Raw genomic sequence first — 22507 nt, 5'->3', positions numbered from 1 at the left:
CGTGGAACGGCGCGGCCGGTCACCACTCGATGCCCCGCTGCCCCTTCTGCCCGGCGTCCATCGGATGCTTCACCTTGCCCATCTCCGTGACGAGGTCGGCGGCGTCGACGAGGCGGTCCGGGGCGTCGCGTCCGGTGATGACGACGTGCTGGTCACCGGGACGGGAGGTGAGTGTCTCCACGACGTCGTCCAAGTCGAGCCAGCCCCATTTGAGCGGGTACGTGAACTCGTCGAGGACGTAGAAGCGGTGCGTCTCCGCCGCCAGGTCGCGTTTGATCTGCGCCCAGCCTTCCCGCGCGTTCGCCGCGTGGTCGTCCTCGGTGCCGGGCCGCCGGATCCACGACCAGCCTTCACCCATCTTGTGCCAGGCGACGGGTCCGCCCTCCGCGCTCTCGCCGAGCACCCGCAGCGCGCTCTCCTCGCCGATGCGCCACTTCGCCGACTTCACGAACTGGTACACCGCGATGGACCAGCCCTGGTTCCACGCCCGCAGCGCCATCCCGAACGCGGCCGTCGACTTGCCCTTCCCCGGGCCGGTGTGGACGATCAGCAGCGGCCGGTTGCGGCGCTGTCTAGTGGTCAGGCCGTCGTCGGGGACGGACACGGGCTTTCCCTGGGGCATGTCAGGCCGCCTTCCTGCGCCGCTGGTCACGGACGATTCCGTCGAGGTCGCCGAGCGGGACGAGCCGTGCCCCGAGCCGGGTCGCGAGCCGTCCGGCGAGACCGAGCCGGACCGGGCCGTCCTCGCAGTCGACGACGATCCCGGCCGTCCCGGTGAGCAGCCCCGCGGCCCGTGCCACGTCCCCCTCGGCCGTCGCGCGGCCGTCGGTGACGACGACGAGCAGCGGGCGCCGCGCCGGGTCGCGGAGCCGTTCGGCGCGGAGCACCTCCGCGGCGCGGACGAGCCCGGCGGCGAGCGGGGTGCGGCCCCCGGTCGGCAGGGCCCGGAGCCGCGCCGCGCCCGCCTCCACCGACGAGGTCGGCGGCAGCACGAGGTCGGCAGTCCGGCCCCGGAACGTGATCAGGCCGATCTTGTCGCGGCGCTGGTAGGCGTCCAGGAGCAGGCTCAGCACGGCCGTCTTCACCGTCGTCATGCGGCGGCGCGCGGCCATCGAGCCGCTCGCGTCGACGACGAACAGCACCAGGTTCCCTTCGCGTCCTTCGCGGTCGGCCTCGCGCAGGTCGTCGGCGCGCAGCACGAGCCCGGCGCCGTCGCGACCGCGTGTCCGTTGGTGTGGGGCGGCGGCCAGCAGCGTCGCCACCACGTGCGGGTCGCGGACCTTCCCGGACGGGCGGCGCGCCCCGGTGACGCGGCCCCGGACCGTCCGCGACCGGGACCGCCGCCCGGCGACGCCGTCGCCGACCCCGGGAACCTCCAGCAGCGGCACCGCGTGCGGCGCGGCGGCGGACGCGACCCGCTCACCGCCGCCTCCGCCTGACTCCTCGGATTCGGGGGCGGGCGGCTCCGCCGAACCTTCCGCGCCGTTACTCGGCGGGGGCTGCTCATTGTTGTCGCGGCCTCCGTCGTCGCCGCCGGGCGGTGGGTCGTCGTCGGGGGACGAATCGTTCAGCAGGTCGTCCAGCAGCGACTCGTCCAGCCCCGGGGCGTCGAACGGGTCACGGCGGCGGCGGTGCGGCAGCGCAAGCCGCGCGGCGGCGCGGACGTCGTCGGCCGTCACCGTGTCGCGGCCGTGCCAGGCGGCGTGCGCGAGCGCGGCGTTCGCGGTGACGAGGTCGGCGCGCATCCCGTCCACCTCGAACCCGGCGCACACCGTCGCGATCTGCTCCAGCCTTTCGTCCGGCAGCCGGACGTCCGCGAGCCGGTCCCGCGCGACCGCGATACGTTCGGCGAGCGCGGCCTCCTCGGCGGCCCACCGCTCCGCGAACCCGGCCGGGTCCGCCTCGAACGCCAGCCGCCGCCGGACGACCTCGGCGCGTTCCTTCGGCTCCCGCGACGCCCGCACCTCGACGGTCAGCCCGAACCGGTCGAGGAGTTGCGGGCGCAGCTCTCCCTCTTCGGGGTTCATCGTCCCGACGAGCAGGAACCGCGCCGCGTGCCGGACCGACACCGACTCCCGCTCGACGTAGCAGGTGCCGAGCGCCGCCGCGTCGAGCAGCAGGTCGACGAGGTGGTCGTGCAGCAGGTTCACCTCGTCCACGTACAGGACGCCGCGGTGCGCGGCGGCGAGCAGGCCCGGCTCGAACGCCTTGACGCCCTCGGTCAGCGCCCGTTCCACGTCCAGCGACCCCGCGACCCGGTCCTCCGACGCGCCGACCGGCAGTTCCACCAGCGCGGACGGCCGCCGCACCGACGTTCCGTCCGGCGCGTGCGGACCGTCCGGGCAGGACGGGTCGGGCGCGGCGGGATCGCAGGCGAACCGGCAGCCCGCGACCGTGTCCACGGCGGGAAGCTGCGCGGCGAGCGCACGGACGATCGTCGACTTGGCGGTTCCCTTCTCGCCGCGCACCAGCACACCGCCGACGCGGGGCGAGACGGCGTTGAGCAGCAGCGCCAGTTTCAGATCGTCCAGGCCGACGACGGCGGTGAACGGATAGGTGACGTTCAAGCGGAAACCTCCCGGTTGGCATGGGCGAGCCGAAGACCGCCGGGGGCACCGGCCGTGGTTCGGGCGGGGAGATCCGGAAGTCGCGTCGGTGGGATCGAGTCCTGCTGGACGGTGGTGTCCATCAGGACGAGAAAAGCGAGCCGGGAAGGGGAGCACGGTCTGCGTGCAACGGCGAACTCACGGCACCTCCACAGGGGAACTACGCGTCCCGGACGATGAGGTCGCGGCCGTTCGAGTGACCTGGCTCCCGGGTTCCCCGACCCGGATACAGTGGCGCGTCCGCACCGGCCTCTCACCGGATTTCCCTCGGACAACCGCGGATCAGGGGGACCGTACGGGCTCGATCCCGAGACTGTCAAGATCGGTGAGGGCCAGGTCACGGGACCGAGAAGCAACACTGGCCTCCCCGTTATTGCGACTATCTTGCAATTGCCTCCTGTGTCAGTATGTGCGGTGTAGGCGATGGCGGACGAGGAAGCCGGTGCGAATCCGGCGCGGTCCCGCCACTGTGATCGGCGAGCGGATCCCGACGGCGCCACCGTCCGCGTGAGCGGGCGGGAAGGCCGGGACGAGCATCGACCCGAGAGCCAGGAGACTCACGCGGTCGCCTCCTCGACGGAACTGGGGCGGATCTCCCCAGAGAGGAGAGGGCGGCATGCCCAAGGCTTCGGCACTGATGTCGATGATGCTCGGCGCGGTTCTGCTGATCGCCGGGTGCGGCGGTGACACCGCACGTTCCGCCGACGGGCGCGGAGACGCGGCGGCCCCGCCCGGCTTCCCCGTGACGGTGACCAACTGCGGGGTGACCACGACCTACGAGCGGCCGCCACGGCGCGCGGTGTCACTGAACCAGCACGCGACCGAGGTGATGCTCGCGCTCGGCCTGGAGAAGTCGATGGTCGGGACGGGCTACCTCGACGACCGGATCCTGCCGGAGTTCCAGGCCGCCTACGACCGGGTGAAGGTGCTGTCCAAGGAGTACCCGTCCTACGAGGCGCTGCTGGCGGTCGAACCCGACTTCGTCTACGGCGGTTGGGCCAGCACGTTCGAGGAGGGGCGCGAGCGGGCCACCCTGGCGAAGGCCGGGATGGACACCCACCTCAACATCGAGGAATGCCCCGGGGGCCCGGTGACCATGGCGACGGTCGAGGAGGAGATCCGCACTCTCGCCAAGATCTTCGGCGTGCCCGGCCGGGCCGAACGGCGTATCGCCGCGCTGCGCGCCGTCCTCGACCGCGTCAAGGCCAGGCTCACCGGGGTCACGCCGCTCAAGGTCGCCGTCTACGACAGCGGCGACAAGACCGCGTACACCGCGGGCGGCACGGGGATCGGCAACGAGATCATCCGGCTGGCGGGCGGCGCCAACCTGTTCTCCGACGTGCGCAAACCGTACGGGGACGTCTCGTTCGAGCAGTTCGCCGAACGGGCACCGGAAGTCATCGTCATCTACGACTACGGGGCCAGGTCAGCCGACGACAAGAAGAAGTTCCTGCTCTCCAATCCCGCGCTGAAGGACGTGCCCGCGATCAGGCACAAGAGGTTCGCGGTGCTGCCGTTGTCGTCGACGGTGACCGGTGTCCGGGTGGCGGGCGCCGTCGAATCACTCGCCCGCCAACTCCATCCGGACGACTTCACGTGACCGGCGTCGCCGAGCCACGCCTCTCCGAGGGAGGGACGACGAGGGTCACGGCCGCTCCGCACCCCCGCGCCCGGCTTCCCTACCCGCTGGTCCTGGCCCTGCTCGGCGCGCTGGTGCTGGTGGCGGCCACGGCGGGGATCGCCGCCGGGTCGGTGCGGATCTCACCCGGCCAGGTCTGGGGCATCCTGCTGCACCAGGTGCATCCCGCGCTGGCCGACCCGGTTTGGTCGCCGGTCCGCGAGACGATCGTGATGGACGTCCGGCTGCCCCGGGTGCTGCTGTGCGCGGCGGTCGGGGCGGGCCTGTCGGTCTGCGGGATGGTCCTGCAGGCCGTGGTGCGCAATCCGCTCGCCGATCCCATGCTGCTCGGGGTGTCGTCCGGCGCGATGGTCGGGGCGGTGCTCCTGGTGGTGTTCCCGGTCGCGTGGTTCGGGCTGTTCTCGCTTCCGCTGGCCGCGTTCGGCGGTGCCCTGCTGGCCCTGGTGCTGGTGTACTTCCTGGCCCGCTCCGGCGGGCGGATGACCACGGTGCGGCTGGTGCTCGCGGGCGTCGCCACCGCCGAGGTGCTCACCGCGGTCGCGAGCTACCTGGTCATCACGTCCGACGATCCCCGCGCCGCCGAGTCGGCGTTGCGGTGGATGCTCGGCGGCCTCGCCGGGACCACCTGGACGCTGCTGTGGATTCCCGCCGCCGTGGTGCTCGCGGGGACGGCGGCCCTGCTCGGCCTGTCCCGTCCGCTGAACCTGCTGCTGGCCGGGGAGGAGGCGGCCGCGGCCCTGGGCCTGGACGTGCACCGCTTCCGCGCGGCGCTGTTCGTGCTCGTCGCCCTGATGATCGGCGCGATCGTCGCGGTCAGCGGCTCGATCGGGTTCGTCGGCCTGATCATGCCGCACGCGGTGCGGCTGCTGGTCGGCGCCGACCACCGCCGCGCGCTGCCCGCCGCGGCCCTGCTCGGCGCCGGGTTCCTGATCGTCGCCGACCTCGCGGCGCGGACCCTGATCAGCCCTGAGGAGATCCCCGTCGGGATCCTCACCGCGCTGGTCGGCGGCCCGTTCTTCCTGTTCCTGATGCGGCGGAGGGCTGCGCGATGACGGCACCGCTAGCCGGGACGCTCCAGGCCGAGCGGGTGACGGTCGTCATCGACGGCCGTCCACTGCTGGAGGCGGTCTCCCTGGCGGCGGCCCCGGCGGAGATCGTCGGGCTCGTCGGCCCCAACGGAGCGGGGAAGAGCACGCTGCTGCGCACCCTCTACCGGGCGCGGCGCCCCACCTCGGGCCGGGTCCTGCTGGACGGCGAGGACATCTGGCGGATGCCCGGCAGGCGGCTGGCGAGGCGGTTGGCCGCCGTCCTCCAGGAGACGCCGGGCGACTTCGAGCTGACGGTGTACGACGTCGTGGCGATGGGCCGCACCCCGCACAAACGCGCCTTCCAGGGCGATGACGCCGCCGACCGGGAGATCATCGTCGGGTCGCTGGCGGAGCTGGAGGCCGCGCACCTCGTCGGCGCGCCCTTCGACCGGCTGTCGGGGGGCGAGAAACAGCGGGTGCTGATCGCCCGCGCGCTGGCGCAGCGAACCGGGGTCCTGGTCCTGGACGAGCCGACGAACCACCTCGACCTGCGCCACCAGATCGACGCGCTGCGCCTCGTCCGGCGCCTCGGCGTCACCACGGTCGTCGCCTTGCACGACCTGAATCTGGCCGCCTCGTTCTGTGACCGACTCCACGTGCTGAACGCGGGCCGGACGGTCGTGTCGGGCCCACCGGGTGACGTTCTCACGCCGCAACTGCTGGCCGACGTCTACCGGGTCGACGCCGAAGTCGTCGAACACCCCCGCAGTGGCCATCCGCAAATCACCGTCCTGCCCGACTCCAATCCCGAAAAATGGCGAGCCGATGACCTGGATTTCGCGTAGCTGAAATGGGAGCCGCCGAAATGAATGGTCTGCCGTCCGCCGCGCCCGAGACCGTCACGGCGGCGCTCGCCGGGGCCGTCCCGCTCGGCGACTTCTTCGCGATCACCGTGGCGGGCCCGGAGCGGGGATGGCGACCGGCCGACGACGCCTACGCCCGCGGCCTGCGGAACCTGGTCGAGGCGACCGCCGAGCGTTACGACACCGCCGAGATGCGGATCGCGGCCTCGATCACCCAGCTCGGGCACGCGGCCCGCCTGTGGTCGCCGGCCCTGTACTGCGCGGTCGCGCACGGCGTCCTCCTCGACCTGGAGGAGTTGCAGCAGGCGGTGAACGGTCCCGCCCTTCGCCTCCCGGCACCGCGGGGCCACCGCGCCGCCACGGACGGACGCCTCGCCGCCGCGCTCTACCAGACGGTCGTCGTCCGGCATCTGGACCGGCTGGCGGCGGGCCTGCGGGTCAAGGTCGCCCCCGGTCTGCTGTACGGCAACGCGGCCTCCGCCCTGGCGGAGGCCGCGCGCTTGATCCTGGGCGCCCGCCCAGACCTGCGCGCCGGCCTGACGAACCTCACCGCGGAGTTGCTGAACACGGGACGGCTCAGCGGGACGGGACACCTCCTTTCGGCCAGCCTGGATTTCCGTCGCCGGAGCTGCTGCCTGTACTACCGGGTCCCCGGTGGCGAGAAATGCGGGGACTGCGCTCTGATCAACTAGAAAATGACCGGAGAATCGCTCCGGCCCATTGACTCGCATCTTGATATCTGCCTACACTTATTGCAAGTAGTTCGCAAGTGCACAGAACTTGCGATAAATGGTGCATGTTCTGTGCGCGTTCCGAAAGGAGATCGCCCATGGCGCACCATGGATTCGCCGAGCCGGAGGAGCCCCAGAAGGGGCTGAAGTCCCACACCCCCGCGGTGGACGCCCCGTTCGAGTGGCGTGAGGACGCCGCGGACCGCGAAGCCGAGCAGACCGAGAGCTGATCGGCGGTGAGGGAGCGGTCCCTGGCCGCTCCCTCGACCGATCTCGCCCTCCGGAACGGGCGCGAGGGAGCGGGAGGAACAGGTGAAACGCCAGATCGTACGAGCCGACGTCAACGGCGTCGCCGCGGGCGCTCCGTCCGGGCTCGTGCGGCGGGTCGAGATCGACCGGCCGCGGGTGCGGCCCGTCCCGTCCTGCGTCTCCTACAGCGCCTGGGTGTCCGCGCACCCTCGGTACGCGTCCGCGGCCATCGACGTCGTCACCGGCGGAGCCGCGCTGGCCGATCATGAAGCCGCACGCCGGGCGGCGATCGGGGAGGCCGTCGAACGCTACTGCGCGAACGTCGTGCCCGCCGACCTGCCGACCAGGTCGTTCAGGGCGCTGCGGCGAGAGGGTGCGGACGCCGTCGACCCCCGCGAGTTCGCGCTGTACTCGCCGTCCCAGTACGCGCACCGCGGTTTCCCCTTCGTCGCGCCGACCCCCGACCTGGAGATCGCCTGGACGCCCGGCCGCGCGCTGACCGGCGGCGGCGAGATCCTGGTGCCGGCGTCCCTGGTTTATGTCAACTACTTCCGGGGGGCCCGCGCCGCCGAGCCGCCCACCAACTACCCCGTGCTCGCGGGGACGGCCGCGGGGACGAGCCCGCCGGAGGCGACCGTCGCCGCCCTGGAGGAGGTCCTCGAACGCGACGCGGTGACCCTCTGGTGGCTCAGCGGCGCACCCGCCACCGCCGGTACCGAACCGGCGACCCCCGGGCCCCTCGCGACCGCGCTCACCGAGGCCGAACGGGCCGGGCTGCGCGTCTCGCTGCTGCGCGTCCCCTCGACCTTCGACGTCAACGTCGCCGGAGTCTTCGTCGAAGACCCGGCGCGCCGGCTCGTCGGCTTCGGCAGCGCCTGCCGTCCGACCTGGGAGGCCGCGGTAGCGAAGGCGTTCACCGAGGCTCTCGGCACCCACGAGGCGAGCCTTGACCTGCTGGACGGCGAGGGCCCCTACTGGACGGCCGTCCGCGCCGGAAAGATCACGCGCGATCCGTATCGTCCCCATCGGAGGGACCGCGCCCACCTCGACGACTTCCGCCCCGATCTGCGTGATGTCAACGACGTGCGGCTGCACCTCCAGCTCTACCTCGACCCGCGGGCGCAGGACCAGCGCCTGGACCGGCTCCGCCGCCCGGCCCCCGCGCGCACCGGCCCCGCCGACATTCCGGCCGGGACCGCCGAACGGCTCGGCCACTATCTGGGTCTCCTCGCCGGCCGGGGACTGCGGGCCGTCGCCGTCGACCTCACGCTCCCCGAGGCGGCCGGGCTGAGCGTCGTCCGCGTCGTCGTGCCGGGCCTGTACTCCAACGCCCCCGCGGCGTTCCCGTTCCTCGGCGGCGAGCGGCTCTACCGCGAACCGGCGGCGCGGGGCTGGACGCCGCGCCCGCTCACCGAGGACGACCTCGTCCGCGACCCCCTCCCGTTCTCCTGACCCGATCCGACTGGAAGGAAGCGCCGCATGCGTCTCGGGCTGGCCCTGGGTTACGGCGGAGAGCCGATCGAAGAGGTGCTGCCGGTCGTCGAGCACGCCGAACGCATCGGCGTCGACTCGGTGTGGAGCGTGGAGGAGTACGGTCCTGACGCCGTCAGCGTCCTCGGCTACCTCGCCGCCGTGACCGACCACGTCAAGCTCGGCACCGCCGTCATGCAGATCCCCGCCAGGACCCCGGCGGCGACCGCGATGGCCGCGATGACGCTGGACGTCCTGTCGAACGGCCGCTTCCAGCTCGGCCTCGGCCTGTCCGTGCCGTGGATCGTCGAGGGCTGGCACGGGCAGCCCTACGCCAGGCCCCTCCGGCGCGCCCGCGAATACGTCGAGATCGTCCGCAAGGCGGTCGCGCGGGACGAGCGCGTCCGGCATGACGGCGAGATCTACCAGCTTCCCTACCGCGGACCGGGTTCCACCGGCCGGGCACGCCCCGTCCGGTCGGAGCTGGAGCCGCTGCGCCCGCGCATACCGCTCTACCTCGGCGCGATCGGCCCGCGGAGCGTCGCGCTGGCGGGCGAGGTCGCCGACGGCTGGTTCCCGGGGATGTACGCGCCCGAGCATGAGAAGGCCCTGACCCGTCCCCTCGACGAGGGGATCGAACGGAGCGGGCGCGCCCCCGGCGATGTCCAGATCGCCCCGATCCTGTACGTGGCCCGCGCCGCGACCGTGGCCGCGGGCCGCGACGAGCTGCGCCCGCTCTTCGCGCACCTGCTCGGCGCCGCGGGGGCCGGCGTCCGCAACACCTACTTCGACGTCGCCTGCCAGATGGGATACGAGGGCGCGGCCCACGACATCCGCGCGCACCTCGCCGAGGACCGTCGGGCCGACGCCGCCGCCGCGGTCCCCGACGCCCTGCTCGACCAGACCGCGCTGGCGGGGCCGCTCCCGGCGATCGTCGACCGGATCAAGGCGTGGCAGGACTCCCGCGTCGACACCCTCATCCTGCTCAGCCGCGACACCGAACTGCTGGAAGCCGCACAGGCAGTGCTGTGACGGCACCGGAGAAATCGGCGGGGACACCCGCGCCGGACCGGCCGCGCACCGGGATGCGGCCGGTCTGGAGACTCGCCCTCCCGCTGATGATCGCCGGGCTCACCCAGATCACGCTCAACGTCGTCGACACCGTCATGCTGGCGCGGGTCTCGACGAGCGCGCTGAGCGCGTTCGCCCTGGCCGCGCCGATCTACCTGGTGGCGCTGGTCACCGTCCGGGGCTGGGCCACCGCCGTGCAGGTGAAGGTGGCGCAGCACCACGGCGCGGGCCGTCCCGGCGAGGTCGCGCGGGTCGTGCGGACGGGAGTGCTGACCTCCGCGGTCGCCGGAGTCGCCGTGGGCGCGCTCCTTTTTCTGATCGCCGCGCCCGTGCTGACCGTCCTCGGCGGCGCGGACGACCTGACCGGGCCCGGCGCCGACTACCTGCGCGTGCTGGCGATCGCCGTCCCGTTCGCCGCCGTCTCCTTCACCCTTCAGGGGGCGTTCGCGGGCGTTGGCGTGACCCGGGTCTCGATGTACACCGCCCTGCTGGTCAACGCCGTCAACCTGCCTCTCGGACTGCTGCTGATCTTCGGCGCGGACCTCGGGGTGACCGGCGCCGCCGCCGCAACCCTGGCCGCCACCGCGGGCGGCACCGCCTATCTGCTCGTGACCGCCAGGGCGAGGTTCTCCCGCGTGCCGCCCGCTCCCACCGGTTCCGCCGAGATCACCAAAGGGCTCTGGCGGATCGGGTGGCCGGAGATGTGCGCGATGGGCATCGGCTACCTCAACGAGGCGCTGCTGGCGGCGTTCGCGGCCCGGATGAGCACCTCCGACCTGGCCGCCTACCGGATCGTCGACAACCTCACACTCGTGCTGTTCACCGTGCTCGCCAGCGCCGCCACGGCCATCACCATTCTCGCCGGACAGTCGCTCGGCGCGGACGACCGCGATCGCGCCGACGCCTGGCGACGCGCCGGGCTCCGGCTGCTGACCGTCCTGCTCCTGGTCCCCTCCGCCGTCGTGCTCCTCGCCGGACGGCCGCTGATCTCTTTGATCGCCTCGGACCCGGCGGTGTCCGACCGCGCCTGGACGGCCACGCCCCTGGCCCTGTTCAGCCTGGCACCGCTGCTGGCCGCCCTCGCCTACGGCGCCATGCTGCGCGCCGCGGGTGACACGCGCTCCGTCATGGTCGCGTCCGTGACCGGCGACTACGCCGTGCTCATCCCGCTCGCCTGGCTGCTCGGCGTGCACCTCGACCTCGGTCTGCCGGGCATCTACCTCGCCTGGGCGGCGTTCGGGACCCTGTACTCCCTGCTGCTCTACCGCAGCCACCGCCGCCACCGATCGTCGTGATGGCGGGGCGGCGGCGGTCAGCGTCCCTTGCGGGTCTGGCGGGTGATGGCCCGGCCCTCGTCCGGGGAGAGCGGGCCCGTGTACTCGGGCGGTGACGTGCCGAGGTACGCGGCGAGGGCGCGTCCGTGCAGCTCGATCGCGGCGGGCTACCCCCAGATCGTCAGCACCGCGTAGGGGATCGCCCAGGCGAAGGTGACGACGGTCGCCGCGAACTGGCCGTGCGCGGCGGAGATGTCGGCGCGCACGGCGTCGGGGAGGACGAGCCACAGGCGAGGCCACGCGAACGTCAGGTCCAGCGAGTAACGGTTCAGCGCGACCTGTTCGACGGACGCGGCGCGGTCGCCCATCCACGTGGGACGGGTCGGAGGGGCGAGGGCGATCCGGTTGGCGCGGTCCGCGGCGGCGTCGATGGCGGCCTGCTGCGCGGGGGTCCGATCTTCGGCGGGATGCTCGCGCTGGAGGGCCTGCCGGGCCCGGACATGGGCGTTCCAGCGGTCGGCCCGCGCCGCGGTGAGCCGGTCGCGCAACCGGTGCAGGCCGCGCGGCCACAGGCCCAGCCACACGGCGCGGACGGGCGCGGTGAGCGCCTGGACGACGAGACCGACCCCGCACGAGGCCAGCAGAAGCGCGACGGCCGCGAGGACCTGCGCCGGTGCGGTCAGCTTGCCGTGCGCCTTGCCGAGGTCGGTGACCTCGGTGCCGAGCTCGGCCAGGTCGAGGGCGTGCGCCCAGCCCAGCCGCACGCCCGCCCAGGCGACGACGACGAACAGCAGGCCGGGGACGGCGAGCAGCCCCACCCAGCGTTCGGCGGGCTTCTTGGCGAGTTCGGCGAAGAAGGCGTTCACGGCGTGACCTCGGGGTCACCTCGGCGCCATCGGCAGGCCGGTGACGCGGCAGCGCGGGAGCGGCCCGGCGGGAATCCCGTCCACGACGCGGTCGCAGGCCCCGTCGGGGCAGCCGAAGGTCTCCTCGTCGGCCCGTCCGGGGCCGAGGCCGGGGATGCCGGCGACCGGGCCGCGCAGCGCCCCTGCCGGGTCGCCGCCGACCAGGTCGGCGAGGAGCGCGAGGACCGGCCTGCGGTCCCGGGCCGCGGCCGGGACCGCGGCGACGCCGTTCTCGTCCGGGCCGACGGGCCGCCCACCCGCGTCCCCCTGCCGGAGCTCCGGGACGCCGCCGTGACCGAACGGGTCACGGCACTGCTCGCCGCGCTTACCAACAGCGGGTCCCTGGCCGGGAAGATGACCCTCCGCCGCACCGTAAGGGACGTCCTGGCCTGGCTGTGGCGCACGGCCGTCGGACCCGTCGCGGACGCGCTGGGACCGGCCCATCCGGGCCCGCATCGTGTCTGGTGGCTGCCGACCGGCGCGCTCGGCCTGCTGCCGCTGCACGCCGCCGAGGAACCGGGAAGGACGGGTGCCCTGGACGTCATGGTGTCCTCGTTCGTGCCGTCCCTGCGCGCGCTCCGGGACGCCCGGAGCCGCCCGCCCGCCACCCGCCGCGAAGCGCTGACGGTGGTGCTCGCGCGGACCCCGGGCCAGGCCGACCTGCCGGGGGCCGCCGCGGAGGCGTCGCTCCTCGACGGGCCGACCCTGACCGGTGAGGAGGACACCGCCGGGAACGTCCTCGCCGCCCTCGGCGCCGCCACCTGGGCGCACTTCGCCTGCCACGCGGTCTCCGATCCCCTGTCCCCGGCCGCCGGTGGCCTGATGCTCCACGACGGGACCCTCACACTTCCGGAGATCGGGGGCCTGCGGCTGACCGAAGCCGAACTGGCGTACCTGTCGGCCTGCTCGACCGCCGATCACGGCGTCCGCTACGCCGACGAGGTCCTGCACCTGGCGTCCGCCTTCCACCTCGCCGGGTTCCGGCACGTCGTGGCGAGCCTCTGGCCCCTCGACGACACCGTCGCCGCCAAGGCCGCCGCCGCCTTTTACACGGCCCTGGACGCGGCCCCGACCGCCGATCCGGCCGCGTCCACCCTCCGCGACGTCACCCTCGACCTGCGCTCGCGCCTCCGGAACAACCCGGAACTCTGGGCCCCTCTCGTCCACAGCGGCCCATGACCGTGCCGAAACGTTATGTGGCGGGCGGGTAGCCGTATTGGTAACGATTAGGGTGCTGGGGCTACTGATCAAGCCGTCGGCGGTGGATCCTACGGGTATGGGCGGGACCGGTGGTCTGCAGATCTGTCTGGCCGACCGCGTAACGGAGCAACTGAGCGGTTGGCCTTCGCTGAAGTTATGCCGGGCCGCCTGTGGCTTGGGTCAGGCGTTCGCGTGCGGCGGTGACCAGATCGTCCATCTGCACGGGCCCGATCAGGCCGAACTGCATCTGACCTGGCCGCTCGTGCAGCGGATGCGCGCGCCGCTCGACGACTGCGCCGCCGTGCGGCTCCGGCCCGGCAGCGGTTGGATCGAGCTGTGGCTCGGCGGCAACGATGACGTCGGGTTGCTGATCTCCCTGGTCAGTGTCGCCATCAAGGCCAACCTGGCGGCGCGGGACTCCGCGCAGCCGCGGCTCGGGCCGTGCTCGCTCGGCTACTCCTACGTTCCGGCGGCGTTCATGCCGCATCCTCCGCCCGGCCGGGGCGGGCTGGCGATGACGCCGTCGGGGAACCCGGTGGAGCGCGAGGAGCACATCATGCGCGAGGTGATCGACCGCCTCATCCGCAGCCTCGCCGGACGCCGTCCACCCGAGCAGGTGAGCCAGGCCGTCAACGCGGTCTACCACCGCTTCGACGAGACACCCCTCCGCGACTACGTGCCGGTGCTCGTCGAACGATTCGCCCGCGAGAAGCTCATCACCGAACCGCCGGGCTGAGCCTTCCTCCGAGCGGAGAGTGATCGCGCGGACGGTCGTTGAGTTCGTGGCTCGACGGAAGCAACCTTTCGCGGATTCGTTGGTTCTCTCTGCATGGGATCTGATCGTGCGCTGACGGCGGCGGCCCGCCGCCCCGGCCATCGGGAGGCGTCCGAGGCACCGGACGCGGCCGAGGACGCGGTGGCGGACCTCTTCCGTGACCACCATCTGTCGCTCGTCCGGCTGGCGCTGCTGCTCACGGGCGACCGGGCCGGTGCCGAGGACGTCGTCCAGGACGTGTACGCCCGGCTGCACCGGCGCGCGGCCCGGGGACCCGGAAGACTGCCCGCCGCGCCGCCGGAACTGCTCGCCTACGCCCGCGCCTCCGTGCTCAACGCGTGCCGGACGCTGCTGCGCCGCCGCGCCCTCGCACGCGGGCTCGTCCAGGCCCCGCAGCCGGTGTGGTCGGCCGAGAGCGACGCGATGCTCGCCGACGATCGTCGCCGCGTGCTCCAGGCCCTGGTCGGGCTGCCCGTCCGGCAGCGGGAGGCGATCGTGCTGCGCTACTACCTCGACCTGTCCGAAGCGGAGATCGCCGCGGCTATGGGCGTGCGGGCCGGCACGGTCAAGTCCACCATCTCCCGGGGCCTGGACGCGCTCCGGCGACGGTACGAGGAGGAACGGTGACCCCGCCCTTTGAGGATGTCCTGCGTTCGGCGTTGTCCGAGGGCGCCGACACGGTCGAGTCGCGGTCCCTTCGACCGCTGGCGGAGCCGTCTACGCGGCGTCGGCGTGTGCGCGTCGTTCCCTTGGGCGGGCTGGTCGTCGCCGTCGCGGCGGCCGTCGTGCTCGTCGTGCTCGCGCCGTGGTCCCAGGAGGGGGACGCGCCGCCGCGCTTCTCCTTCGCGTCCTACATGGGCGCCGAGTACGTTCTCGACGGCGCGTGGCCTCCCGGCGGGATGGCCGTGAACGTGCGGAAGGCCGACACCGGGAGGCTCGTGGCCGAGGTGGCCGCTCCCCGGGGTTCGTCCGGTTTCCGTGATTCCGCCGGTGCCGGTGACAACAGGACGTTCGTCCTCACCACCGCCGACCCCGACGCGTGCCGGATCCGCTTCCACGGCCTCACCTTGAAAGCCGACGGCACCCCGGCCGCGTTGACCGAACTGCCCCGGACCTCCCTGCGGGGACGGCTGGGCGAGGGGCCGGGTCTCCTGGCCGTCGCCCCTGGTGGACGCGGGTTCGCCTACGTCAGCCAGACGTGCGGCGGGCAGCCGCACAACGTCATCACCGTCATCGATTCGTCGACGGGCGACCGCCGTGTCGTCGACCTGCCTCCGAAGGTCTGGGCCAGTTCCCTCGGGTGGGCGCCGGACGCCCGGCACCTCGTCTTCGAGTCCGTGACCGAGGGCGTGAGCGACGGTGCCGAATTGCGGATGCTCGACTCCGCGAATGGTGATATCCGTCCCGTTTCTCTCGGCTCGGGAATGGTGTTGCGCAGCGCCGCCTACGCACCGGACGGCGCGCACGTCCTGGTGCTGGTCCACGATGGCCGGTCGCATCGACTGCTCTGGTACTCGATGGACACCGGAACGGTCACTCGCCGGGTGCAGTTGCCGCGGGGCGAGTCCGGTGCCACGACCGGTGTGGAGGTGGCCGGAGGGAAGGTCGCCGTGATCGTCGACGAGACCGTCCATCTGATCGACGGAACCAAGATCAAATCGTCGCGCCCGGTGGAGGGCGGTCCGCCCGGCACTTGGTGAGCGTGTCCAAACACGTGTGACCGCTAACGGTCAGTGAGAAACGCGAGGTGAGCGGGCTGTGGTGGTCATGAACGGGCACATGTAAGTTTTGCGTCGTTCATGGCGTATCGCGCGAAAAGAGGTGAGTTGGTGGAGAAGGACACCAATTTGGCGGGAAGTCTGCTGGAGGGACTCGGGGCGGCTTCCGCGCCGTTGAGCAGCTCCGCCAAGCCCGGCTCCATTGACATGACGATCGAGGGCCGCGTGCAAAGGCTCCACGACGAGTTGGACTTCAGCGAGCGTGGTTCCTGCAACCCGCCATGGAGCGCGTGGGACAGCTGACCGAGAGAGGTGCCCCGGGCCGCGCCGCGCCCGGGGCACCGCCCTCCACGCCGCGACGGGTTCAACGGAGAGAGTGTGATCGATGACGGGGCTGCGCCGGGGGTTCGGCGTCAATCTGTTGGCCGATTCCTGCACGCAGGACAGAGTTGAGATCAGTTCCGGCGTACGTCCGCTGGACGGCGCCGCGTCCCAGCCCGCCGCGCCCGGAGCCGTGGTGGCGCGCGACGACTGGCGGCCGTTGCGCCCGGACGAGGCGGCCGTGCTGTTCCCCACCGAACCGGTCGGCCTGGCCTCGTCGGTGTCGGTGACCGACTTCGGCGAGGACATGGTGAAGGAGGCCCACGAGCGGCTGCTTCCGGGCGTCGGCGCCGGCGCGGACACCGACCACGACCAGCAGGCGGCGCTGCGCGAATTCCAGGAGAAGACCCTCGGCCTGCTGTACGAACGGCAGGGGCTCGTGCCGGAGTCTTTGGGTGCCGTCGACGTGGTCGTCCACCGTCCGGACCAACTCTCCACCGGCTTCAACGAGGGACTCAACGGCTACATGGGGCTGCACATCGACAGCCACCAACGGCTTCCGTTCGCCCAGTGCGCGGGCGCGATGACCCTCTGCTCGATCAACGTCGGGTTCACCGACCGGTACCTGAACTTCGTCAACCTTCCCGTCCGGAGCCTTTTGGCGATGCTCGCCGAGCGTGGGGAGCCGGTACCGGAGTCCTCGATCGCGCTGAAGGACACCTTCTTCCGCCTCTTCCCCGAGTACCCGGTGCTGCGCGTGCGCCTGGCCCCGGGGCAGGCGTACCTGTGCAACACCCAGAACACGATCCACGACGGCGCCACCAACGACCAGGGCCTTCCGGACGTCTCCCTGCTGACGATCAACGGGTTGCCGGACTCGGTGCCTCGCCGCGCGGCGGCGCTCGCATGACCGAGTCGTTCGAGTACGGCCCGATCCGGCGGGTGATCCTCCAGCCGACCGGCTTCTGCAACATCGACTGCGCCTACTGCTACCTGCCCGACCGCGACGTCCGCAAGGTGATGTCCCTCGACGTGGTCGAGGCGACGGGCCGTGTGCTGGCCGCGTCGGGACTGCTGGACGACCGGCTGGAGATCAGGTGGCACGCGGGCGAGCCGCTGACCGCGCCGATCTCCTTCTACCGGGAGGCCTGCGCCGCGCTGCGGGCCGCGCTCGGCGGGCTCACGGACGTGCGTTTCTCGTTGCAGACCAACGGCACGCTGGTCACCGACCGGTGGTGCGACCTGTTCGAGGAGTTCGGCTTCGACGTCGGCGTCAGCGTCGACGGCCCGGCCGACCTGCACGACGCCAACCGGCGCACCCGCGCGGGGAAGGGCACCCACACGCGGACCATGGCGGGCATCGAGGTGCTCCGCTCACGCGGCATCCCCTTCTGGACCATCTCGGTGATCAGCGAGCTGACGCTGGCGCACCGGGAGGAGTACCTGTCGTTCGTGGAGGACGTGCGGCCCGCGTCGGTCGGGCTCAACCCGGAGGAGACCGAGGGCGAACACCGCTCGGAGCTGTTCGGGCGGCAGGGGTTCCGCGCCGCCTACACCGACTTCCTGGCCGAGATGTACCGCTGGCAGGAACGCACCGGAATACCGGTGCGCCGGTTCACGGCCGCGCGGGAGGCGATCCTCTCGACGGCCCCGGGGACGCGCAACGACCAGGTCGAGCCGCTGTGCCTGATCTCCGTGGACACCGACGGCCGGATGAGCAGCTTCTCGCCGGAACTGCTCGGCTGGAAGGCGCCCGACTACGACGACTTCGTCCTGGGGAACGTGCTGGATCCGGACGTCACGCTGGCCGTGGCGGACTGGTCGCGGGGATTCCGGCGGCTGGCCGCCGACATCGAGCGGGGCCGGTCGATGTGCCGTGACACCTGCTCCTACTTCCGGCTGTGCGGTGGCGGCGCGGCGGTCAACAAGTGGACCGAGAACGGGACGTTCGCCAGCACGGTCACCGGGTCCTGCCAGGCGAACACGATGGCGGTGGTCGACGTGGTGCTGGGGGCGCTCGAAGCGGAGGCGGGCGTGTGAACGGACCTGACGGTCCGGTGCGAGTCCACGGGCACTGCCGCCTGGACGAGAACGCGGTCCGGGTCGCGCTGCGCGAGGGACGAGCCGAACGGTTGGTGGGCACGGGCGGCGCCTTCGTCATCGTCGCCCGGGGCGCGGACGAGGACGTCATCGTCTCCTCCCGTTCCGTCGCGGTCGCCTACCATCACGGCCGCACGGAGCCCGGTCCCGCGGAGCACGGCCGTCGGCTCGCGGACGTCGCCGCCACGCTGCCCTTCGCGTGGAACCACCGGGCCGTGGCGGATTTCCTCCTGTACGCGCATCCGCTCGGGGACGACACGTTCCATCCCGGCGTCCGGCTGGTGCCTCCCGGTTCGGTGAGCACCACTCGCGGGGACGGCCGGCTCGAATCCCGTCCTGCACCCGAGCCCGACCCCGCCGAACCCGACGCGAACGCGGCGGTGCGCGCCCTGGTCGACGCCGTTCGCGGGGACGCCGGTCCCGAATGCGGCCTGTCGATGTCCGGGGGGCTGGACTCGCGGGTGCTGCTCGCCGCGCTGCTGCGTCTCGGGCACCGTCCCACGTTGTTCGTCTCCGGGGTCCCGGGCTCGTTCGACCGGGAGGTCGCCTCGGCCATCGCCCGGCGCTACGACCTGCCGCTCGTCGTGACACGGGTGGAGGCGCGGACATTGCTGGACGGCTCCCTGGACGGCGACGCCCCGGGCATCGGACTCCTCCCCCTGACCGGCCGCGCGGGCCTGGAACATCTGCGGGTCGCCGCCGGTGACCACGGCACACCGATCCTGCTCGGGGTGGGCGGCGAGTACGCCCGCGGCTATTACGCGGCGGGCCGCGGGCTGTCCGCCCTGCGTCAGGCGGCGTGGCCGGGACGTCGCGCCATCGAGATCGTCACGCGCCGGTACCCCGTGCCGCTGACCCCGCGTGAACTGGAGATGGTCCATCCCGCGCTGCGCGACGCGCTGCACCCGGAGGCGGTCCGGGACCGGGTCGCCTCGACGCTTCGTGGGTCGGGGTCGGCGTTGGACCGGTCCGACGAGTTCTTCCTGACCCAGTACGCCCGGCACAAGATCAGTGCCGAACTGGCGTCGCTGGACGGGCACGTCCGATGGCGGGCGCCGTTCCTCGACCCCGGCTGGGTCGGGGCCGTCCGGGCGCTGCCCCGGCGCTGGAAACTCGGAAGTCGGCTGCACCGGTACTGCGTGGCGCGCCTGTGGCCATCGCTGCTGGAGTTCCCCGAGGCCGGGTCCCGCGCCGGGACGCTCGCCCGTAGACCCCCGCCCGCCTACTGGCTCACCGGAACCCGACAGCCGCCGGGCCCGCACTACCTGGATCAGCGGGGGTTCCGTTCCGGGCCCCTCGTCGACCTCGTCCGCGAGTACCGCGACAGCTTGGAGGACCTCGTGCAACCGGAGTTGATCGACACGCTGGCCGCCGGGCAGGCCGCCGAGGGACGACGACCGCATCTCACCTTCGGTCTGCTCGCCCTCGGCCTCTACCGGCGGCGGGTCCGGCGGATCGCCCGCGACCACCGGGCGGTGTCATGACGTCCGGCGCGGTCCACGATCTGCTGTGCGCCTGCACGGAGCCGGTGGAGTTGACCGGCCCGAACGTGCCCGCGCTGCTGGCGGCGCTGACCCGGGCGGGACAGGCGGACACGGCGATCAGCGGCGCGGACACCCTGATCGAGCCGAATCCGCGGATCGCGGCGCTCTGCGCGATCGCTCGCGTCCTCGCGGGACTGGACCCGTCCGGCGAACTGCTGCGGACTGCGCTGCGCCGCTCCGGCGACCTCCCCGACCCCTGGACGCGCGCCGAGGCGCGACGCACGATCGCGGTGACAGCGGCGATCTGCGGCGACGTCGACGAGGCCCTCGCCGCGGCCGACGCCATCGATTTCGGCGAGCACCGGATCACGGCGCTCGCGCGGATCTCGCGACGGTTGAGCGCGGCGGCCCGGCCCGGCCGCGCGCACGAGATCGCGGTCGCGGCGCGGCGGCAGTGCGAACGGGTGGAGTACCCCGGCCGGGAGGTCACCGCGCTCACCGAGGTGGCCATCGCCCTCGCCGCGGCCGGGGACGTCGACGCGGGCACGGACGTGGCCGATGCTCTGGGCGATCCGTGGGCCCGCGCCGAGGCCCTCACCGGCATCGCCGTCCCACTGGCCCGTGACGGAGCGACCGGACGCGCCGAGGAGATCGCCGCGCGGGCGGTCGCCGCCGCCCGCGACGTGCCGTACCTCGCCTGGCGCGCGGAGGCCCTCGCCGCCGTCGCCGACCTCTACTTCCGAACCGGGAACCTCGATGTCGCCGTCCCGCTGGCACGCGGAAACGAGGACCCGCTGTGGCGGGCCGGCGCCCTCCTGCGCGGCGCCGCCCGGCTCCTGCGCACGGGCCCGGACGCACCCGCCGCGCGACTCGCCGACGAGGCGCTGACCACGGCGGACGGCATCGGCCACGCGTGGTGGAACGCCACCGCCCTGGCCGCCTACGCCGCCGCGCTGGCGTCGACCGGACAGGTCGACCGGGCACGGCGGGCCGCCGCCCGCGCGGCCCGTCCCGAGCCCCGCGCCCGGGTGCTGACCCGCATCGCCCGCGAGCTTCCCCGCGAGGACGGCGACGGGTTCCCGTCGCTGGCGGCCGAGCTGCTCGACTGCTGTCGACGGATGGCCGACCCGGTCGCGGCACGGCGGGCGGGCGTCGACCTCCTCACCGCCTGGCCGGGCCTGCCCCACACGTCCTTTCAGGACGCGGGCAGCAGCTTGACCAGCTCCGGCTTGAAGAGGTCCTTCACCCGCGCGTAGGGGATGGGGAAGCTGTAGGCGGCGGTGCGGCTCAGGTCGAAGGGGTCACTGGCCACGCCGATGTCCTGTCCGGTGAACAGGAGGTCGAACTGCCTGTCGCCGAAGAACGGCTGCGCCCAGGGAGGGGACTCCCGACGTCGCGCGTCCAGGTGAAACGCCCCCCGGTTGAAGGGGTTGAAGAAGCCGCCCGAGCCGGTATAGCCGCGCCGTACTTGCAGCTTCTCCTCGCCTTCCGGGATGGCGTTCCACAGGCGCGTCATCCCCGCGTCGTCGTACGAGGCCGGTTGGAAGACGTCGTCGGCCGTCAAAGCACGGCCGGTGCGTAGATCCACGGTGGCGGAGAACGCGGGGAAGTAGCGCGGCACCTCGCCGCACCTGCGCTGGAAGTCGGGGACGTAACGAACCGACACCAGCGTCGGCCCGCTCAACCCCTTGACCACCCGGGTGCCCAGCAGATTCCGGCCGTCACCGCAGGCGGCCCGCGAGGCGGGGGTCCGCGTCCAGTACTTGTAGAAGTTGATGGCCTGGTCGAGCGGGACGCGCAGTGCCTTGTTGGCGGCGGCCTGCACCGACGCGTCCTCCATGCCCTTGATCTGCGCGTACTGGCCGTTCTGGACGCGCAACACCCGGTCGGGATGGTCCTGGTTCAGCGTGGCCAGGGTGACCACGGGTGCGGTCGCGGCCTCGGGCCGGGTCGCCTGGTAGGCGACGACGCCGACGGTGCTCGCCGCCGTCGCCCCCGCGACGACCACCGCGGCCTTGGCCACGGTCGCCTTGACCAGGAAACCCGAGGACGTCTGGGCGACACCGCTCGCGCCGCCGGCCCCCGCACCCCCGGCCCCCGCGCCTCCGGCCCCGGCCGTGCCGGCCCCGGCCGTGCCGGAACCCGCGGCGCTCAGCGCGGTGCCCGCCCCCGCGCCCGCCGCCACCGGCGCGGGCAGCCCGGCCGCGATCAGCGGGAACAGCAGGGAGAGCGCCGCCGCGGTGGTGGCGAGGGTACGGACGCCGCGCTGCTCCCAGTCGTTCCCGTACGCGGTGCGCGCGGTCTCCTCCAGGTGCGCGACGAACTCCAACGCTTCGGCGTGACGCTCACCCGGGTCCTTGGCCATGCCCCTGGCGACCAGCGGCCGCAGCGGCTCCGGAAGGTCGTCCAACGGGATGGGCGCCGCGAGATGTTCGTCGCGCAGCCCGTCCGCCGTTTCGGCGCCATAGGGCCGCATCCCCGCCACGCACTCGTAGAAGACGCAGGCCGCCGCGTAGACGTCGGTGGACGGTCCGGCCTCCGCGCCCAGCCACTGCTCGGGCGCCATGTACAGCGGCGTGCCCGACCGCGACGCCGAACCGGCGACGGACGCGATGCCGAAGTCGATGAGCTTGCTGCGCCCGTCCTCGGGGACCACCACGTTCGCGGGCTTGTAGTCGCGGTGGACGACCCCGACCGCGTGCGCCGCCGTCAGCCCGAGCAGGGATCCCTTCAGGACGGTCAGCGCGGCCGTCGGCTCCAGCCGCCCGTACTCCTTGAGGATCTCCTTCAGGGAGACGCCGTTCACGGCCTCCATCACGATCGCGCTGCCCCGCGCGCTCTCGACCAGCTGGTACAGCCGGGCGACATGCGGGCTGGACACCTGGGCCAGCATCTGCGCCTCGTGCCGCAGCCCGGCCAGGGTGGACTCGTCCGCCCGCGCCGACACGTACTTCACCGCGACCGGAAAACCCGATTCCTCATGCTGCGCCAGGACGACCCGTCCCTGCGCCCCGGCACCGAGTTCCCGCACCTCCCGGAACCCGGAGATTCGCCAGTTCCCCACTTGCTCTCC

At 72.8% G+C, this 22507-nt stretch carries 21 protein-coding genes and 1 riboswitch; of the genes, 17 read left to right on the top strand and 4 right to left on the bottom strand.

Features of this window, described 5'->3' with window-relative positions; translation table 11 throughout:
- Positions 1 to 19: 19 nt before the first annotated feature.
- Both cobO and D0T12_RS32410 read right to left on the bottom strand, forming a co-directional pair.
- Positions 20 to 622 carry a cob(I)yrinic acid a,c-diamide adenosyltransferase gene (cobO, locus tag D0T12_RS32415; RefSeq protein WP_117404589.1) on the bottom strand — a complete coding sequence of 201 codons (603 nt, stop codon included), beginning with the start codon at positions 620 to 622 and terminating at the stop codon, positions 20 to 22.
- Position 623: 1 nt separating this feature from the next.
- Positions 624 to 2567 carry a putative cobaltochelatase gene (locus D0T12_RS32410; protein WP_117404587.1) on the bottom strand — a complete coding sequence of 648 codons (1944 nt, stop codon included), beginning with the start codon at positions 2565 to 2567 and terminating at the stop codon, positions 624 to 626.
- A gap of 418 nt (positions 2568 to 2985) precedes the next feature.
- Positions 2986 to 3181, top strand: a riboswitch (cobalamin riboswitch).
- A 41-nt stretch (positions 3182 to 3222) separates the two neighbouring features.
- Here D0T12_RS32410 and D0T12_RS32405 point away from each other — a divergent pair.
- The 8 genes from D0T12_RS32405 (at position 3223) to D0T12_RS32375 (ending at position 10952) form a co-directional block, all read left to right on the top strand.
- Positions 3223 to 4206, top strand: a complete 984-nt coding sequence (locus D0T12_RS32405; RefSeq protein WP_117404585.1) for an ABC transporter substrate-binding protein — start codon at positions 3223 to 3225, stop codon at positions 4204 to 4206.
- Positions 4203 to 5297 (top strand): FecCD family ABC transporter permease, encoded by a 1095-nt coding sequence (locus D0T12_RS32400; protein WP_117404582.1) that lies wholly within the window; start codon positions 4203 to 4205, stop codon positions 5295 to 5297. Before D0T12_RS32405 ends, D0T12_RS32400 begins: the two co-directional genes overlap by 4 nt.
- Entirely contained in the window at positions 5294 to 6118 is an 825-nt protein-coding gene (locus D0T12_RS32395) for an ABC transporter ATP-binding protein (RefSeq protein ID WP_117404580.1), read from the top strand. The genes D0T12_RS32400 and D0T12_RS32395 overlap by 4 nt, the downstream gene beginning before the upstream one ends.
- Positions 6119 to 6138: 20 nt before the next feature.
- Positions 6139 to 6828 (top strand): (2Fe-2S)-binding protein, encoded by a 690-nt coding sequence (locus D0T12_RS32390; RefSeq protein ID WP_117404731.1) that lies wholly within the window; start codon positions 6139 to 6141, stop codon positions 6826 to 6828.
- Between the two features lie 137 nt (positions 6829 to 6965).
- Entirely contained in the window at positions 6966 to 7097 is a 132-nt protein-coding gene (locus tag D0T12_RS37110; RefSeq protein ID WP_267900430.1) for a hypothetical protein, read from the top strand.
- An 82-nt stretch (positions 7098 to 7179) separates the two neighbouring features.
- The gene (locus D0T12_RS32385) at positions 7180 to 8568 is read left to right on the top strand and encodes a YcaO-like family protein (RefSeq protein WP_158581715.1); all 1389 of its coding nucleotides are present in this window, start codon (positions 7180 to 7182) and stop codon (positions 8566 to 8568) included.
- 27 nt (positions 8569 to 8595) lie between these two features.
- Positions 8596 to 9618: an LLM class F420-dependent oxidoreductase gene (locus D0T12_RS32380; protein WP_117404576.1), complete on the top strand. Its 1023-nt coding sequence runs from the start codon at positions 8596 to 8598 to the stop codon at positions 9616 to 9618.
- Positions 9615 to 10952 carry an MATE family efflux transporter gene (locus D0T12_RS32375; RefSeq protein WP_117404574.1) on the top strand — a complete coding sequence of 446 codons (1338 nt, stop codon included), beginning with the start codon at positions 9615 to 9617 and terminating at the stop codon, positions 10950 to 10952. Before D0T12_RS32380 ends, D0T12_RS32375 begins: the two co-directional genes overlap by 4 nt.
- 146 nt (positions 10953 to 11098) lie before the next feature.
- Here D0T12_RS32375 and D0T12_RS32370 read toward each other — a convergent pair whose 3' ends face one another.
- Positions 11099 to 11797 (bottom strand): hypothetical protein, encoded by a 699-nt coding sequence (locus tag D0T12_RS32370; protein WP_199487832.1) that lies wholly within the window; start codon positions 11795 to 11797, stop codon positions 11099 to 11101.
- 3 nt (positions 11798 to 11800) lie between these two features.
- Here D0T12_RS32370 and D0T12_RS32365 point away from each other — a divergent pair, with 3 nt between their 5' ends.
- The 9 genes from D0T12_RS32365 (at position 11801) to D0T12_RS32325 (ending at position 20690) form a co-directional block, all read left to right on the top strand.
- Complete coding sequence (locus tag D0T12_RS32365) at positions 11801 to 13015, top strand: CHAT domain-containing protein (protein WP_199487831.1); 1215 nt, start codon at positions 11801 to 11803, stop codon at positions 13013 to 13015.
- 196 nt (positions 13016 to 13211) lie between these two features.
- Complete coding sequence (locus D0T12_RS32360; protein ID WP_117404572.1) at positions 13212 to 13772, top strand: three-helix bundle dimerization domain-containing protein; 561 nt, start codon at positions 13212 to 13214, stop codon at positions 13770 to 13772.
- A gap of 93 nt (positions 13773 to 13865) precedes the next feature.
- Complete coding sequence (locus D0T12_RS32355) at positions 13866 to 14438, top strand: RNA polymerase sigma factor (protein ID WP_117404570.1); 573 nt, start codon at positions 13866 to 13868, stop codon at positions 14436 to 14438.
- Positions 14439 to 14545: 107 nt separating this feature from the next.
- Positions 14546 to 15511 carry a TolB family protein gene (locus tag D0T12_RS32350; protein ID WP_147339726.1) on the top strand — a complete coding sequence of 322 codons (966 nt, stop codon included), beginning with the start codon at positions 14546 to 14548 and terminating at the stop codon, positions 15509 to 15511.
- Between the two features lie 129 nt (positions 15512 to 15640).
- Positions 15641 to 15832, top strand: coding sequence for a hypothetical protein (locus D0T12_RS32345; protein WP_147339725.1), 192 nt, complete (start codon positions 15641 to 15643; stop codon positions 15830 to 15832).
- 82 nt (positions 15833 to 15914) lie between these two features.
- A complete protein-coding gene (locus D0T12_RS32340; RefSeq protein ID WP_117404567.1) occupies positions 15915 to 16760 on the top strand; it encodes a hypothetical protein in 846 nt (281 codons plus the stop codon).
- Positions 16757 to 17890: a cyclophane-forming radical SAM/SPASM peptide maturase GrrM/OscB gene (gene grrM / locus D0T12_RS32335; protein ID WP_117404566.1), complete on the top strand. Its 1134-nt coding sequence runs from the start codon at positions 16757 to 16759 to the stop codon at positions 17888 to 17890. The genes D0T12_RS32340 and grrM overlap by 4 nt, the downstream gene beginning before the upstream one ends.
- Complete coding sequence (locus D0T12_RS32330) at positions 17887 to 19434, top strand: asparagine synthase-related protein (protein WP_158581713.1); 1548 nt, start codon at positions 17887 to 17889, stop codon at positions 19432 to 19434. Before grrM ends, D0T12_RS32330 begins: the two co-directional genes overlap by 4 nt.
- Complete coding sequence (locus D0T12_RS32325) at positions 19431 to 20690, top strand: hypothetical protein (protein WP_117404564.1); 1260 nt, start codon at positions 19431 to 19433, stop codon at positions 20688 to 20690. The genes D0T12_RS32330 and D0T12_RS32325 overlap by 4 nt, the downstream gene beginning before the upstream one ends.
- On the opposite strand, the gene D0T12_RS32320 is transcribed toward D0T12_RS32325, so the two are convergent.
- Positions 20630 to 22498 (bottom strand): serine/threonine-protein kinase, encoded by a 1869-nt coding sequence (locus D0T12_RS32320; RefSeq protein WP_158581712.1) that lies wholly within the window; start codon positions 22496 to 22498, stop codon positions 20630 to 20632. The two genes, D0T12_RS32325 and D0T12_RS32320, sit on opposite strands and share 61 nt — an antisense overlap.
- Positions 22499 to 22507 lie beyond the last annotated feature (9 nt).

The organism is Actinomadura spongiicola (assembly GCF_003432485.1).
In the GTDB taxonomy this organism is placed as follows: Bacteria; Actinomycetota; Actinomycetes; order Streptosporangiales; family Streptosporangiaceae; genus Spirillospora; species Spirillospora spongiicola.
This window is presented reverse-complemented; position numbering and strand designations above follow the sequence as displayed.